The sequence below is a fragment of the Paenibacillus glycanilyticus NBRC 16618 genome (assembly GCF_004000805.1).
Lineage (GTDB): Bacteria > Bacillota > Bacilli > Paenibacillales > Paenibacillaceae > Pristimantibacillus > Pristimantibacillus glycanilyticus.
Window position 1 is genome coordinate 38,699 of the sequence record NZ_BILY01000014.1, and the last position, 14,884, is coordinate 53,582.

At 46.9% G+C, this 14,884-nt stretch carries 14 protein-coding genes and 1 pseudogene; 12 read left to right on the forward strand and 3 right to left on the reverse strand.

The genetic code is table 11. The annotated features are described in order from the left end of the window. The first annotated feature begins 40 nt into the window (after positions 1-40). Positions 41-814: a nucleotidyltransferase gene (locus PGL01S_RS13230; RefSeq protein WP_127495086.1), complete on the forward strand. Its 774-nt coding sequence runs from the start codon at positions 41-43 to the stop codon at positions 812-814. Here PGL01S_RS13230 and PGL01S_RS13235 read toward each other — a convergent pair. After that, positions 770-1,690: a LysR family transcriptional regulator gene (locus PGL01S_RS13235; protein ID WP_127495087.1), complete on the reverse strand. Its 921-nt coding sequence runs from the start codon at positions 1,688-1,690 to the stop codon at positions 770-772. The genes PGL01S_RS13230 and PGL01S_RS13235 overlap by 45 nt on opposite strands. Positions 1,691-1,816: 126 nt before the next feature. Here PGL01S_RS13235 and PGL01S_RS13240 point away from each other — a divergent pair, with 126 nt between their 5' ends. Together PGL01S_RS13240 and PGL01S_RS13245 are read left to right on the forward strand one after the other, a co-directional pair. Next, entirely contained in the window at positions 1,817-2,902 is a 1,086-nt protein-coding gene (locus PGL01S_RS13240) for a polysaccharide deacetylase family protein (RefSeq protein ID WP_127495088.1), read from the forward strand. 6 nt (positions 2,903-2,908) lie between these two features. After that, positions 2,909-4,177 (forward strand): YbfB/YjiJ family MFS transporter, encoded by a 1,269-nt coding sequence (locus PGL01S_RS13245; RefSeq protein ID WP_244935581.1) that lies wholly within the window; start codon positions 2,909-2,911, stop codon positions 4,175-4,177. Positions 4,178-4,476: 299 nt separating this feature from the next. On the opposite strand, the gene PGL01S_RS13250 is transcribed toward PGL01S_RS13245, so the two are convergent. Continuing rightward, positions 4,477-5,106, reverse strand: a complete 630-nt coding sequence (locus tag PGL01S_RS13250; RefSeq protein ID WP_127495089.1) for a cysteine hydrolase family protein — start codon at positions 5,104-5,106, stop codon at positions 4,477-4,479. Between the two features lie 391 nt (positions 5,107-5,497). On the opposite strand from PGL01S_RS13250, the gene PGL01S_RS13255 reads away from it, so the two are divergent. The 7 genes from PGL01S_RS13255 to PGL01S_RS13285 all read left to right on the forward strand — a co-directional run bounded on the left by PGL01S_RS13255 (position 5,498) and on the right by PGL01S_RS13285 (position 12,934). Continuing rightward, a complete protein-coding gene (locus tag PGL01S_RS13255) occupies positions 5,498-5,935 on the forward strand; it encodes a DUF4362 domain-containing protein (RefSeq protein ID WP_127495090.1) in 438 nt (145 codons plus the stop codon). A 611-nt stretch (positions 5,936-6,546) separates the two neighbouring features. Next, positions 6,547-6,999 (forward strand): ASCH domain-containing protein, encoded by a 453-nt coding sequence (locus PGL01S_RS13260; RefSeq protein ID WP_127495091.1) that lies wholly within the window; start codon positions 6,547-6,549, stop codon positions 6,997-6,999. A gap of 275 nt (positions 7,000-7,274) precedes the next feature. Then, complete coding sequence (locus PGL01S_RS13265) at positions 7,275-8,678, forward strand: 8-oxoguanine deaminase (RefSeq protein ID WP_127495092.1); 1,404 nt, start codon at positions 7,275-7,277, stop codon at positions 8,676-8,678. Between the two features lie 407 nt (positions 8,679-9,085). Next, positions 9,086-10,084: a helix-turn-helix transcriptional regulator gene (locus PGL01S_RS13270; protein ID WP_127495093.1), complete on the forward strand. Its 999-nt coding sequence runs from the start codon at positions 9,086-9,088 to the stop codon at positions 10,082-10,084. Continuing rightward, on the forward strand, positions 10,081-10,383 hold the full coding sequence (locus PGL01S_RS13275; RefSeq protein ID WP_127495094.1) for a putative quinol monooxygenase: 303 nt from the start codon (positions 10,081-10,083) through the stop codon (positions 10,381-10,383). The genes PGL01S_RS13270 and PGL01S_RS13275 overlap by 4 nt, the downstream gene beginning before the upstream one ends. A 44-nt stretch (positions 10,384-10,427) precedes the next feature. After that, on the forward strand, positions 10,428-10,853 hold the full coding sequence (locus tag PGL01S_RS13280) for a DUF6157 family protein (RefSeq protein ID WP_127495095.1): 426 nt from the start codon (positions 10,428-10,430) through the stop codon (positions 10,851-10,853). 749 nt (positions 10,854-11,602) lie between these two features. Then, a complete protein-coding gene (locus tag PGL01S_RS13285; protein WP_127495096.1) occupies positions 11,603-12,934 on the forward strand; it encodes a hypothetical protein in 1,332 nt (443 codons plus the stop codon). Between the two features lie 7 nt (positions 12,935-12,941). Here PGL01S_RS13285 and PGL01S_RS13290 read toward each other — a convergent pair whose 3' ends face one another. Further along, on the reverse strand, positions 12,942-13,301 hold the full coding sequence (locus tag PGL01S_RS13290; RefSeq protein ID WP_127495097.1) for a winged helix-turn-helix transcriptional regulator: 360 nt from the start codon (positions 13,299-13,301) through the stop codon (positions 12,942-12,944). Positions 13,302-13,394: 93 nt separating this feature from the next. Here PGL01S_RS13290 and PGL01S_RS13295 point away from each other — a divergent pair. Both PGL01S_RS13295 and PGL01S_RS13300 read left to right on the forward strand, forming a co-directional pair. Then, a pseudogene (locus tag PGL01S_RS13295) lies at positions 13,395-14,069 on the forward strand (amino acid ABC transporter permease). Positions 14,070-14,094: 25 nt separating this feature from the next. After that, on the forward strand, positions 14,095-14,853 hold the full coding sequence (locus tag PGL01S_RS13300; protein WP_127495190.1) for an amino acid ABC transporter ATP-binding protein: 759 nt from the start codon (positions 14,095-14,097) through the stop codon (positions 14,851-14,853). The last annotated feature ends 31 nt before the right edge of the window (positions 14,854-14,884 follow it).

Below are 14,884 nucleotides of genomic sequence, written 5' to 3' on the forward strand. Positions count from 1 at the left end.
AGAGTCGCTTGATTCAATAATTAATTTAGGAGGAGTCTATATGATATTAGAAAAAGTTATAAATAGAATTGTAATACAAAGTGAATATAAGGAGTTTGTTGATAAGTACATACATAATATCCTTACTGAATTTAAAGGTAAGTTTCATAGCATTTATATGTGTGGCTCGATTCCAAAGGGAACTGCTATACCTTTTAAGTCAGATGCAGACTTTACTATTGTATGTGAAAATCCCAACGATATTGATTACGAAAGATTGACAAATATTAAAGACAGGCTGTTGGAAGAATATCCATTACTAACTAAGATTGATACGATAATTTGCTCGATTGACGATGTATTAAGCAAACCAAATGAGTGGGGTTTTTGGATTAAGATAATTTGTGTTTGCATATATGGTCATGACGTTGGTGAACAAGTACCACCGATAATTATTTCTCCAGAGTTCATTTTAGACTTAAATACAGAGACCAAGGAGGAAGTAGACCGTGTACGTGTTTCACTTTCTAATGCTAGTGATAACACAATGAAAACTAGATATATTAAAGGGTACTCTAAGAGATTAATTCGTGCATTATACTCTTTGGTTTTAGAAGATACAGGTGTGTGGCAAGATGACATGGTTAAAATGAAAAACGCCATATTAAACTATTGTGAGATTGACTCCGCTTTAGTTGATTATCTGTATGCTTGTTACTTAGATAGTGATGTACTTGTTGAAGAGTTTCTGGGAATTGCGGATGAAGTATTTAGCTATTTCGAGAACGCCTTAAATGCAATGGCTGCTTCCAGAACCTTCACCGGGGATCTGTAGCAGGACTGGGGCCACGGATGTCCTAATTGCTTCCATTAACAATAATGCCGCTTTGCCCAGGAAGTTTTTTTCCTTATATGCGATACCTATTGTGATGACTGGATTCAGATCGGCTATAGGTCTTATAACCAAGGAACCTTCCTGTTCCAGACCGCTGTATATCGGAACGATTCCGATGCCGAATTCTGCCTTAACCATTTGCTGAATGACATAGAAACTTCCAACCTCCCTGCAAGAGTGCCCAGTGGGATTAAACGCCTTTTCCCAAAGCTCCCGATAGACACAGGTTGGTTCTTTCACCAGAATGGTTTGCCCGGCGAGATCTCTCACCGTAATGCTGTCTTGCTGGGCCAACGGGTGATTCCGGTTTAACATGACCCCTAATCTTTCCTCGAACAGCGGCTCAAACTCCAGCATAAGCTTCACAGGCGGAACCGAGCAGACGCCGAATTCCAGTTCGCCTGACCGTACTCTTTCCCCAATCGACCTGCTACCGCTCACTTCCATGGATAACTCCACATTGGGTCGAGCTTTGCAAAAGTCTGCTATAACGGCAGCCAGCTGCTGGCTCGCAACGGGCTCGATCGCGGCAAAACGCACCGATCCGCTATCTCCTGAAGCAATATCCGAGACGGTCTGTCTCATTGCTCCGATCGACTTCAATAAAGCGGATGCCTCGTGATGAAGCCATCGGCCGGCTTCCGTCACGATCATGCGTTTGCCGTCGCGTACGAATAAAGAGACGCCCAGATCATCTTCGAGACGCTGGATCTGCAGGGTTACCGTAGACGGGGCATATTGGAGCTCCTCAGCCGCTTTCAGGAAATGCCCAAGACGCACGCAAGCCTCGAAGGTCTTTAAAGCTCGAAAATCCATTGTCATCACCTTTGTTTGTTATTTTCGAATGATTCATTCATATTATTCAATTTTACAAAACATTACCGGGATTTTACAATAGATTCAACGGTGTTCTTGGAAGGATACCATGAAGGAGGAGCTATGATGACGAACTTGGTAATTACTAGCGGTAATCCACAGGTTTCTCTCTGTGCCTTTACGTTTGATGATGGTCCGATGCGTATTTCTATAGACGCATGGCTGGACGCCTTGGAGCAGGGAGGTGCAAGAGGGACGTTTTTTTTAACGGGTGAGTGGTTGGATCGATATCCAGCGAAAGCAAGGGAAATGATAGCTAGAGGTCATGAACTCACGACGCATACCTACCATCACCGCAGAATGGCAGATGTGTCCAGAGCCGTATTCTTCGAAGAGCTGAAGCTCGCTGAACTCGCTTATCAAGAAGCAACGGGAAGGCCGGTTCCGAGCTTCATGCGTTTTCCGTATGCCTCTTATCGGGAGGACAATTTGGCTTGGCTTCGGGAGTGGAACTATCTGCTTGTCGAGGGAGAGGATACGGTCGACTGGTCGGGACCGCCAAGCGCACAGCTTGTGGAACGGGTAATCCCTGAGCTGATCAATGGGTCCATCTTAATGTTTCATGCCAACGAAATCGCCAAAGAAACGCCGCAGGCCGTTAAATCGCTTTTACACCATACTCAAGCCAAAGGCCTTGATGTGGTTCCAGTATCAGAGCTGCTTCAAGCAGCTGGCATTCATGCAGGCGAACGCAGCTGGCATGTCCGCTTTAAGCCGGTTCTGCAAGGTTCATTCCCTAGTGAGCAGTGGAAGCGCGTAGTTGAGGAAGAGGAATTGCAGAAGCTGGCTGCCGATTCGTTGGAATGGGGGAACCCGAAAGCTCCGTCAGGATTCGGCGCCTATACAAAATGGCTGCAAGAGCTCTCCCTGCATGCTAAGTCGGATAACGATACCCGTTTAGTCGCCCGCAGCTTTGCTGACCAGCATTGGGCATACGTTCGTACATCCGTCTGCGGGAACACGCTGGTGCTGGAGGATTTTGCGACGAAGGAGGCCCATGCCGATGCCCTGGTATATATACTGCAATGGGCAGCCAACGAGGCATTAACCTTAGGCTGCGAATGGATATCCAGTACACAGGACATGCGCCGTATTCACAAGCTGTGTGAACAGCTGGGCTTTGAAGCGGAAATTGTTTTGCAAGAAGGATAACCGCTTGTGAAGGAAGATAGGGATATGGGGACAAAGTCTGCATTTAATTGGATTACTTTATGGGCATCTTGTTTGTTTGTCGTCATACTCGGTTTTTCCCGACTCTCCTACGGCATGTTCTTGCCCGGGATCCAGAGGGAGCTCGGGGGGAGCTACGGACAATTAGGAGTATTAGGCACGGTCAACTTTGTCGGTTATTTGGCTGGCACCTTATGTCTTTCTCCTTTGCTCTCGCGGTTCCCAGACCGTAAATATCTAATTAACCGGATAACGTGCTTATTGCTGGGATTGACTTTGATCGGCTCGGCATTTAGTTATCATTTCATAGAGCTTGGGCTTTGGCGGTTCGCCATTGGATGGTTGTCGGCCCTCGCTACCGTATTAGTCCTTTCCATTGCAATGGATGCCGTTCGACCGGCACAGCGAGGAGTGGCATCTGGACTTATATGGCTGGGCGGATCTGCCGGCATTCTAGTGACGGGTTTATTCGCCCCCTTTACGATAGATCCTTTACATCTTCAGGGATGGCGGTATGCTTGGGTGATTATGGGCGTATTCGGGTTAATTGCAGCGCTCGGTTTCGAGTTCGTTACCAGAAACAGGGGAGCCGGCAAACTACCCTCACAGCCCGAATGGAAGTCAGGGGACAAAGATATCGAAAAAGCGTATCGTCTCCTGCTAAACCCGAAGAGGCTCTTGTTCCTAATTGCTTCTTATTTCTTCTTCGGCGCAGGCTACATCATCTATTTCACTTATCTGATTCCCTATCTGGTGACCAAAGGCATTCCGTCCTTCAATGCCGGGTTAATATGGTCCTTAATCGGCTTTGCCGGTTTGTTTAACGGATGGATTGGAGGCAAAGCCATTGACCGGTGGCCAAGCGGGTATACCCTTGCTTCGGGATTAATGCTCGGGACGATTGGTGTGAGTGGGGTAGTCACTAATAATCTGTTATTTACTGTGCTTGGAGCTTCTATAATTGGACTGGTTTCCTTTATTACTCCGCCGTTAATGACAACAGCGCTTCTTCGCCGTCATGTTCCTCACCAGGCCTATGCGGCATGTCTTAGTATAGCGACTGCTTTTTTTGCAGCCGGGCAGATTACCGGTCCCGTCCTTGGAGGCATGGTGGTCGAACGATACGGCTTGCAATTTGGCGTGGCATCCAGTTCCATCTTTATGGCAATTGCCGCTGCGCTGGCAGGTTTATATGGACAACAGCAACGAAAGACTTTGAATGATGCTGTTCCAAAGGCAGAATCGTTAGTTGAATAAATAACTTAGAGAAGCTGCTGGCGCTGGTCGGCAGCTTCTCTACGTTATCCATGCCAACGATGACGTCCTGGAACCCTTGTTCCGTCGCAAGGTTCTGTACCAGCTAACGAACATTTCGAAGCACGGAGTTTGGGCTACTTTATGTTTGTGAAAAGCAAGAATAACCCCTCCGAACAGATTGGAGGGGGTTGTGCTATGCTGTCTAAATTCATCCGTTATTCCAAGCCCTTATTCTGACCAAGCAACCACTTGGAGACAGTTCGGATAAATTGTATAAGAAATTACCATGGGATAATGATTTATAAGTTTGAAATAGCCTCCTGAGTCGTCCAAGTAGCACTGGCAAATGCTTTATAATTGGTAAAGGCAGCTTGAAAATCCTCTTCACTAATTGTTGCGGTGGCATCGTATACAACAGCTGTTTCAAAACCAGTTTCAATTAGATGCCTCATATGTGACTCTACACAAACGTTGGAAAGCACTCCTGCAATAATGATCTTCTCTTTTCTATGTTGTCGTAACTGATATTCCAAGTCATTTGTTTGTGGGCTGGCAACCTTGTGAGGAGTTGCAATGACGGTTCTTCTATCAAAAATATATGGTTTGAAAGATTGAACAAAATCAGCTCCAAATGACGGTGGTGTGTACGTATTTGTCACTTGATACATTCTAAGACCTAATAGCATCTTTTGTTCATTTCCTGTAAATTGCCACTCATAATCATGAGGGTATAAATAATGTGGTGATATGAAAAGTTGGTACCCCTTATTCATGGCAGTTCTCATTAATAGTTCAAGGTTTTGTATAGTATTGTTTCGTTCAATAGTTCCTTTAGTCAGATGATAGCCTCTTCCCCCAGGACTCATAAAATCATTTTGTGGGTCTGTGATTACAATAGCAGTATTATTGGGATGTGGTTTAAAGGGCAAATTTCTTACCTCCCTCGCAGCATAAGCTAGCGGAAATGTTTGTATCCTGTTCAGGGAAGATAGAGAAGTTGTTTTGTAAAAAAGTTCAGCATTGACACGACAGCTGCATCGAACAAGTACAAAGTCATTAAAAACTCTATAGGCATCTATATGTATTTGTAGTTTGTTTGGTTCCCTTTGTTATAGAAATTAGTGTGCAACTGTGACGAATTGTTTTAAGAAATTATGCTGACGGGTAACCTGTGCGCAGGAGCTTCTCTAACGCTGCTCTTTATTGATCATTGAAGTAACGGGCAGGATAGCGTAATCACTTCGCGAATACTTTAGGTATGACGGATTTACGAAGTTTGCAAAAAAGACGTTAATTTACGTGCTTCTAAGGAGAGACAATATGAAGAAGATAATCTGGTTACTTTCATTTGTCATTGTTATCCTTGGCATTGGTCTCTTTTATTCACTTCGATTGAATGTAACGAACAAAAATGATTACCTTCAAAGAAGTATTCTTTATAAATTTGATCAAACTGATTTGAATAGAATTAATACATTCTATGAGAGATTCCTGGAACATGAAGGCGATTACCTAGTGATAATAGGGCATACTATAGACAGTGGACCAGCTATTACTAACATTAATTCAAATGGCAAGGAAATAGTATGGATAAATGATATGTCTAGAGATGCATACAGTAATGGAGCGATAGAAGTATATAAATGTAAGAAATTAAATAAAGAAGAGGAGTATGCAAGTACAGTTTTTTCAGTTTCAAATTGCGAGGGTTATTTAGAAGACGATATAAAGGGATATATAGCATTTCCAAAGAAATAAAAAGTGACATGAAGGTATTCCCAGTGGGCGTTAACATCAGCTAACACCACATTTACGCTGCGGGAACCAACCTGGTAGTTCATTACGGGAAACTTTAGTTCAACAAAAAGATAGCTGGAAGACCGTTTTTATTATAAAACGAGGAAACCGCAATTATCATTAGTGTTGAGGAGATAAGCTATATATAGAGATGTTAGTTCCAGATAATAAATCCATTATTATTAACCATCAGGATCAATTATTCAGTCTATTCGGGCGCTTAGCACAGAACCCAGCCGATTCGCAGTTAAAACAACAACTGGAAGAATTCATTGAAGGTTTAAAGATAAGTTAATTATTTGAGCGAAGTGTGTGCGTTAAGAAATCAATGCTTGCTTACGTTCAACTAGCGGGCTGACCGTTGTAGCAACGGGAGACGATAGCTTAATAAAAAAACAGCAGCGATCGTTTTAGATCAGCTGCTGTTTTCATTCATATAATCGGCTGAGTAACGCGGATAACCAATTTACAATCGAGCGTCATGGTATTGCGTCTTTTTTATACGGGTATGAAAAGTCTCGGGAATGTTTGGGAATAGTAATTCATTATGAACAGTAATGGAGCGTAGAGGAATGAAAGTATTATCCATGATTCAACCATGGGCGACTCTGCTTGTCCAAGGCGAGACTCTCTATGAAACAAGATCCTGGAAGACCCGGTATCGCGGACCGTTGGCCATTCATGCAAGCAAGAAAGTCGATAAGCAGGCTTGCAAATATGAACCCATACGTTCTTTACTCGCCAAGTATGGCTATACGGAACAAAACCTCCCTACGGGGGTTATCCTTGCAACTTGCGAGCTTACAAATTGTTATCAAGTCATCGACGCTAATGATACGTCAGCGATTCTGGATTGCGGGGAGGTTGTGACGGGTGAGGACTTCCTGTTAGGCGATTACAGTCCAGGTTATTTTGCGTGGGAAATAGCGGGTTTCCGTCTGCTGAAGCCCTATATTCCAGCGAAGGGAAAACTGGGACTATGGGAATATCCGATAGACGAAGAGTTGCTGATACGACCTATGTAAACAATTAATTAGATTTGTTTAGAGAGCTGTCCCGTGTGGGATGGCTCTTTTTTATTGGAATGGCTGCGTCATAAGCATGGTCCACAAACGATTGGGGGTTTTTTAGGTATAAGACACAATCCTTCCTCTCATCCACAGCTTTACTTGTCCAGTTCGTTTACAATAGGGCTATTCAGACAAGGGGGAATGGAAATGAACCATACAAGTATGAGGCGCACAAGCATTTCTAATATTGTTCAAATAGAGAATCCTATCGTTGAACGGGCGGTGTTCCGATGAGTACTCTTCTGATCCGAAATGCCCGGAGCATTGTAACGATGGATGGCGAGAATCGAGTGATTCGCAATGGAGATATGTATATTGAGGGTCAAGAAATTATAGCCATCGGGGAAAACCTGCCTTACGAAACGGCTGACCGCGTAATCGATGCTACGCACAAAATTGTTTATCCGGGTCTGATCAATACCCATCATCACCTGTACCAAACGCTTACGCGCAACATCCCGCTAGCACAGGATTGCTCGTTATTTGACTGGCTGCTCACCTTGTATGAAATTTGGCGGCATTTGGAGCCCGAAGACGTCTACCTAAGTGCCATGACCGGTCTTGGCGAGCTGCTCAAGAGCGGCTGTACAACTTCGTCGGATCATTTCTACGTATTTCCGAACGGTGTCTCCGAATATTTAATCGATGAAGAGATCCGTGCGGCTTCCGAGCTTGGCATCCGTTTCTTCCCGACTAGAGGCTCCATGAGTTTAGGGCGGTCCAATGGCGGACTCCCTCCGGATGAAGTGACTCAGACCGAATCGGTTATATTGCGTGATACCCAGCGTGTCATCGAAAAATATCATAACGCGGACCGGTTCTCGATGCTGCGTGTTGGCGTCGCGCCATGCTCGCCATTCTCCGTGTCCCGGGATTTGCTGAAGGAATCTTCTGCTCTTGCCCGCAGTTACGGCGTTCGGATGCATACCCACCTAGCGGAGACGATGGACGAAGAACAGTTCTGTCTGGAAAGACTAGGCGTTCGTCCGCTCGAATACATGGAACAGACAGGATGGGTCGGTGACGATGTTTGGTATGCCCATGGCATTTGGTTTAACGATAGCGAAATACATAAAATGGGGGCTTGCGGCTGCGGTGTAGCACATTGCCCATCGAGCAACATGAAGTTGTCCTCCGGCGCAATTCCGATCCGCAAGCTGCTGGACGCAGGCGTGAAAGTGGGACTTGGCGTCGACGGTTCCGCATCAAACGATGCCTCCAATATGCTGTGGGATTTACGGATGGCGTATCTTCTCCACAAGCATGAGCTTCAAGAGCGAGGATTAACGACAAACGAGACTTTGTCGATCGCTACACGAGGTTCAGCTCGCGTATTGGGCTGGGAGAGCAGTATCGGATCGCTTGAGGTCGGAAAAGCTGCGGATCTGTTCATGTTGGACTCGCGCAAATTAGGTTTTGCAGGAGCATTGTTTGATGACGCAGCGCTTCCGCTAACGGTCGGGGCTACTCAGGCCGATATGACGATCGTAGGCGGACGTGTCGTTGTGGAAAACGGCATGCTGGTTGGTGTAGATGAAGAGAAGCTCGCTTTCCGCACTCAACTTGCCGCGGACCGGCTCGTAAACTCGGCATCCTTGCGCCTCGGCATCGATTACAGGAAGTATAGAGGATAAGAAGAAAGTCAGCATTACAAAATTTTTCATTACATTGAAGATACCAGCCAAAGATTATATTGAAAACAAACAATTTAAAAAATACGTAGACCAGTATGTAGCTCGATTGAAAATGTAAAACAAAAAACAGCGTTCCGGATAAAAGCGGTAACGCTGTTTTTATTTCGCCCGCTAAGCCGATATGAAAAGCGAGGAGAAAGCATTCATGTATGTGAACGAACAGGCATGATAGTTCAAGATCATTCGATGTGAACCCTACCATAAGTGACGGCAAAAGTTGCTTCTGATAGCCTCTAATCGTCGCTTTGGATATTTTAAAATAACTGACTGCATTTGTCAGTGATTTAGGGTTATACTCAAATTGAGTTTAGAAAAGCTTGGTCATACTTGGAAAGAAGGATTAGTCGATGACGAAATCGGACAATATGTTATCGATTCTCTGGATGCTGCGCTCTGGAAAGCGGATGACCGCTAAGCAGTTGGCGAAAGAGCTCGAGATTCACGTGCGGACCGTCTATCGCTGTATCGATTCTCTGTGCGCCAGCGGGGTTCCAATCATTGCGGATTCGGGACCAAATGGCGGCTATAGCATCCTAAGCCGGTTTACCGATTCCCCGCTCTTCTTCGATATGGAGGAGCAGAAGGCCTTGATCCATGCCTCGATATTTGCTAAGGAGGCTGGGTACCCCTACTCAGATGATTTAACCCGAGCGATGGACAAGATGATGTGTTACGCGAACGAGAAGCAACTAGATCATCTAAAGAGTCATAGTACTGCCTTATCCGTCATTTATCCACGAACGGACGGAGTACTCCAACTCTATCTTCAAATGCTGGAGGCGGCGGCAGGACAGGGACGAACGGTGGAAATGCAATATGACCGGGGCAAGGGTGAGGCCCCTCTTCCACGACTGTTCGACCCTTATGGTATCGTCTATTGGAAAGGGAACTGGTATACGGTAGGGAATTGCGGTTATCGGAAGGAGTTACGGAATTTTCGAGTGGACCGTATTCGCTCATTGCAGAAGACGGAGGGACGTTTCGAGCGTCCGGCGGGTTTCTCGGCTAAGGATCATCTGCTCGATAATCTGCTTCCTAATCCAACCGGATCAGCTAAGTTCGAGACCGTTCGGATTAAGGGTCAAGAACAGGTTCTGAACGAGTTGTGTCATCACTGGTTATTCGGCCATGCACTCGTGGAGCGTATGCCCGAAGAAGCAGTGTTCCAGTTAGAACATTCGATGTTGCAGACGTATGTACCTTATTTTTTGATGCCGTACAGTACAGCCTTGCAGATTGAGTCGGAGCTGCTTATCAGGAAGATGGTACAAGCGAACTCCCGAATGCTTGCGCATTACGAAGCAATGTTAGCAAATTCCACAAGAAGAGAGGAAGATGTACGATGAGCAAGTTTGCCATGTTCGGAAAATTAACGGCCCACGAGGGGAAACGGGAAGAGCTCGCGGAGATGATGCTGGCATCCAGCGCGACATTGAACGACATGGAGGGCTGCATCTATTATATCCTGCATGCGGCTGAAGACGATCCTAACGATCTTTGGATCACGGAGCTATGGGAGAGCAAGGAGTTTCATGCCGCGTCTTTGCAAAACGAGAAGGTATTGGAGCTAATCGAGCGTTGCCGGCACTTAATCGCAGGAGGCAGTGCTGTAAAGGTACGGCCGCTCGGAGGCAAAGGATTTTAATTAAATCAGTGAGCAGTGCTATACCTGATTCAGGAGGAATGAGGATGGACTGGAATTCCTATGATACGTTCATTACCGTTGCTGCGGATTGCCCCTCAGAGATCGGAGTGAAGCCTCTGGACAAGAAAAACGGAAAAACAAAGCCGGGTAGCGAGTTTGAGTTACTCGCGAATAATCCGTATGACTATACTCAGGAGGAACTCTTGTACATCGTGCATATCCGACACAAAAACATTCCGGAGGACGAGTTAACTGAGAGAGGTGACCAGATTCGAGACGAGTTTTTCATGAAACCGAAACCATGCTTGAGAGCATCAATGCTCCCGAAAAAATACGGATGGGGTATTCATTTCAATGCGAAGGGGAAAATCGCGATCGTTCCGGTGGAATCCCGAGAATATAGACGTTTCGTGGAAGGAGCCAATGGGAATGTGAAGCTCCTCGCCGCCATGAGAAACAAGAAGAAGTGAGTACAATCACAGGTTCAGTAGACATTTACGCTATCGAAGAACGAGAGCTCTATAAACCACAAAAGATGGCAGCCGGTGTGTTAATCGGCAGTCGTTTTCTTCGGCATAGAGAAACGGATAGCTCAATATACCGCCTTATTCACATCTAACTTGGTCCAAAGAAAGAACGGTTAATCTATGTTTTGAAAAAACCAGCAACGATGTAAATGGATAATCGACAGATAATTTAGTTAAATTATCGGGAACATTAGTTCAAATAAAAACATTGCATCAGCCGGTCAATAATGACCGGTTGCTGACATTACTCAGCTATGAGCAGTAGAATGACTGACATTGAACTTAAATATTGTCGGGTGACAAGAACATGATCTCATTCAAGTCCGCGATAATCGCGGATTTTTTTGTTATGGGATAATTTTCTTATTAAATCATAATTCCAAACGTTTGAGGCGAGCTTTGTATTTAGCTGTACATTGTGGTCTTAGACGAAAAAGAATATTACGAAAAGAAAAGGAAAGTTACTTGGCATAAAATATAGAAATGATAGTCAGAATTATCTCGCTAAGCTGCTTTATCACTGCTTTATCACTGCTTTATCATGCCAGTCAAGTAGACTTAGAGACAACGCGATGACAGTTCCCTTTTAGTGCCTATCGCACCGAAAAGGAACAATAATACGGAAAAGTGCGTACTTCCCAAAAACCGGCGGCGTTGTTAATCTAGGAAAAACGAAAGAGAGGTGTACGAGAATGTCAACCTATCAATTAAAGGCGGGAGAATACAGCCTAAGTTGGGGAACTCCGCTTGAGCTGAACATCGCAAATCTGCAACAAGATGCTTTGACCCGTAATCCTGAGGGAGAATGGGACTGGGAGCTGCCCGCGGGAGTATACCGAGCGCGCGATATTGTATGGGAGCTGGGGGTGCTGATGGATTCGGTGATCGAGCACCTACGCGGAACCTCCGGCTACGAGCCTTTGCTTGAGAATGTCAGGAACAGTCTGGCGCTCTCCGGGAGGGAAGCGGTATTGCAGCTGGATGCGCTTGCGCTAGAAGATACGGCGAGACTCGAGTTGGCAGAGCAGGCCCGCAAGATCGGGGAAACGATTGCCCGTTGGGCAGGCGAACGCGTGGAGGAGAAGACACTGATAAGCAGTGAGGTGCTGGGGGCCATTCGGTTCCGAAGCCGCTGCGACCATCATTTGTGGACGCTTCTTGTCACGGATATACTGATCGAGAATTGGGAGGAGGTACCGATCGAGATCAAACATGGGGAAACGGGAAAAGGCCTTCGTTTCACCGAACAGGCCCGCACCGCTTTCCTATCGGAATTTCTCATCGGTAAGCCATCACACCAATCGGTGCTCCGTTATGCGCAAAGCGGCTTAGCTCCTATGTTATCGGCCGCAGGTTACGGCTTCCAGTACCATTATGGCACAATATTGCCGGCAAGTTTGAACGGGCATCCGGCTGCAGCGCGAAGGTATCTGCTTCGTTGGTATCCGGTCAGAACAGTTCCGGGCGTAGAAGGAGAGACAGCGGCGGCAGTTTTTGACTACGCCTACCCGGATTACTATTCTGCTTTAAGGAGTCATGTGGATGAACGTACTGTGAAAGGCAATAATGCAGCCGGCAGTGCTTCTGTTGAATGGGCGATAGAGCAAGCGATCGAAGCCCAACTGCTGGTCAGCCCTATAGAAGATGCGGAGAACCGGATACAAATCCGGTACCGGTTCCGTCTGGCTGCTGCAGATTATGAAGTGGACCTTGGACAAATATTCAGAGGGCATCGATATTTGTACCTCGCGGAATCTAAGCCTGATTATGACCCATCAAGCCGGTTGGATCTGGAGAACGTCACGCGCCACTCAGCTGCGAAAATTTTGGAGCTCCCCGGTCTGGTAATTGCCGACTCCGGTTATCATCTGATCGACACGGCAAGAAACCCGCTTGTGTTATGGGCGCTGCTTGGGAAATTGTATCCCGAGAATGTCATCGTTCTGGAAGAGGATGGGGAAGAGGCGCTTCAGCGGGCAGCGGGTTCGGGCAAAGGCTTCGGTGCAAAATTTCTGATTACATAGCCGAGACTCAAGCGCGCTGATCATCGTTCTTGGTAGCGGACGGGAAGCTCTCCATGTAATCCGCTCCGAAATCGCACAGCATCTTCAGCATCGGAACCAGGCGGCTTCCGAATTCCGATAAGTAATATTCGACCTTCGGAGGCGCGACAGCATAGACTTTGCGGACAATCAGGCCGTCTTGCTCCAAATCTCTCAATTGCGCGGTCAGCATCTTTTGGGTGGCGCCGGGCATTAGCTTCTGAAGTTCGTTGAAGCGAAAGGTATTCTCCGACAAATAGCTGAGGATGAGAATCTTCCATTTCCCGCTGATCAGGTCCAACGTAATTTCGGATGCGCACCGGTACCGGTTATCCCTAAAATTAATCATTGTTAACCCCCGTCTGCCCATAAATACAGGTAATAGTATTGGAATAATATGAATTATATCAAATGCCTATTACGGCATCAAGGATGGATTGTCATGACGGAAGACCGGCTTCAGCGGGTGATGGAGATTATTTCGGACTCGCTCGTCCCGTTGCTTAGAGGTACGCTCAATTATACGATCCCGCTGTCTTTAATTTCCTTTTCCCTTGGGCTGGTCCTGGCTCTATTAGTCGCGCTGGTCAGCCTATCGCCTAATCGTGTCTTAAGCAAGCTTGCAAGATCCTATGTATGAATCATCAGGTGTACGCCAATTCTTGTTCAGCTGTTCATTATTTTCTACGGGCTTCCCCATTATGGCATTCTGCTATCGCCATTCGTGAGCGTAGTGATCAGCTTAACGCTATCTGAAGGGGCCTATACGTCGGAGATCATCCGTGCCTCCATCCTGTCCCTCCCCGAGGGACAATGGAGAGCCGGTTATGCACTCGGAATGTCGAGGAGACAGGTGCTCGCGAAAGTGATCCTGCCGCAAGCGCTCCGTGTCTGCATCCCGCCGTTCGGCAACCAGTTTATTACGCTGGTGAAGACGACCTCGCTCGCCGCGCTCGTCACGCTTCCGGACTTGTTCGGCGCGGCGAAGCTGATCGCGGCGTCGACCTTCGAGCCGATGCTTCTCTATCTACTGGCCGGTGTCTATTATCTCGTCATCTGCTCGTTATTAACGGTCGGGCAGAGCCGGTTAGAGAGGAGGTGGAAGTATGCGAAGTGATCAGGCGGGGAGAGGCGAGCCGAATGTGCTAACGATTAGAGGACTGTATAAGCGCTTCGGTTCGGTGGAGGTGCTTCGGAATATCGGGCTCGACATTCGCAAAGGAACAACTACGATCATCATCGGTCCATCTGGCTCCGGGAAATCGACGCTATTGAATTGTATCAATCTGCTGGAACTGCCAAACGAAGGCACGATCACGCTAAACGGGATGTCTATGACCTTCAGCGCCGATAAGAAATCCGGCCCGCTCGCGGTGCAAAGCTTCCGTCGGCAAACCGGCATGGTTTTCCAGGGCAATCACTTGTTTCCGCATCTGACGGCACTAGAGAATGTGATGCTCGGACCGGTCGTGGTAAGAAGGTTGAATAAGACTGATGCGAAGCGGCACGCAGCGGCTCTCTTGGACAAGGTCGGGCTAGGCGAACTTACGGAACGTTATCCGCACCAACTGTCCGGCGGCCAGCAGCAGCGGGTCGGCATTGCCAGGGCGATGTCGATGGAACCGACTATGCTGTTGTTTGATGAACCGACCTCGGCGCTTGACCCTGAGCTTGTGCTGGAAGTGCTGGAGGTGATGAAGGCATTGACCCGGGACGGAATGACGCTCGTCATCGTTACGCATGAGCTGGATTTCGCGAGCCGCGTGGCCGATCAGGTGATCTTCATGGAAGAAGGCCGGATCGTGGAGAGCGGGAGTCCGGGCGAGGTGATGGTTCGGACGCGTCACGAGCGGATTCAAGCTTTCGTCAGACGGCTGTCTCCCCACGCTCGAATAGAATAATACAGAATCATCATTAAAATAATGGAGGTTT

What these genes read in the sequence shown, in the direction of transcription:
- PGL01S_RS13290 (WP_127495097.1), bottom strand. Translation starts at nt 13,301, where the DNA reads ATGATTAATTTTAGGGATAACCGGTACCGGTGCGCATCCGAAATTACG.
- PGL01S_RS13230 (WP_127495086.1), top strand. Translation starts at nt 41, where the DNA reads ATGATATTAGAAAAAGTTATAAATAGAATTGTAATACAAAGTGAATAT.
- PGL01S_RS13285 (WP_127495096.1), top strand. Translation starts at nt 11,603, where the DNA reads ATGTCAACCTATCAATTAAAGGCGGGAGAATACAGCCTAAGTTGGGGA.
- PGL01S_RS13260 (WP_127495091.1), top strand. Translation starts at nt 6,547, where the DNA reads ATGAAAGTATTATCCATGATTCAACCATGGGCGACTCTGCTTGTCCAA.
- PGL01S_RS13255 (WP_127495090.1), top strand. Translation starts at nt 5,498, where the DNA reads ATGAAGAAGATAATCTGGTTACTTTCATTTGTCATTGTTATCCTTGGC.
- PGL01S_RS13240 (WP_127495088.1), top strand. Translation starts at nt 1,817, where the DNA reads ATGACGAACTTGGTAATTACTAGCGGTAATCCACAGGTTTCTCTCTGT.
- PGL01S_RS13270 (WP_127495093.1), top strand. Translation starts at nt 9,086, where the DNA reads ATGACGAAATCGGACAATATGTTATCGATTCTCTGGATGCTGCGCTCT.
- PGL01S_RS13265 (WP_127495092.1), top strand. Translation starts at nt 7,275, where the DNA reads ATGAGTACTCTTCTGATCCGAAATGCCCGGAGCATTGTAACGATGGAT.
- PGL01S_RS13235 (WP_127495087.1), bottom strand. Translation starts at nt 1,690, where the DNA reads ATGGATTTTCGAGCTTTAAAGACCTTCGAGGCTTGCGTGCGTCTTGGG.
- PGL01S_RS13280 (WP_127495095.1), top strand. Translation starts at nt 10,428, where the DNA reads ATGGACTGGAATTCCTATGATACGTTCATTACCGTTGCTGCGGATTGC.
- PGL01S_RS13275 (WP_127495094.1), top strand. Translation starts at nt 10,081, where the DNA reads ATGAGCAAGTTTGCCATGTTCGGAAAATTAACGGCCCACGAGGGGAAA.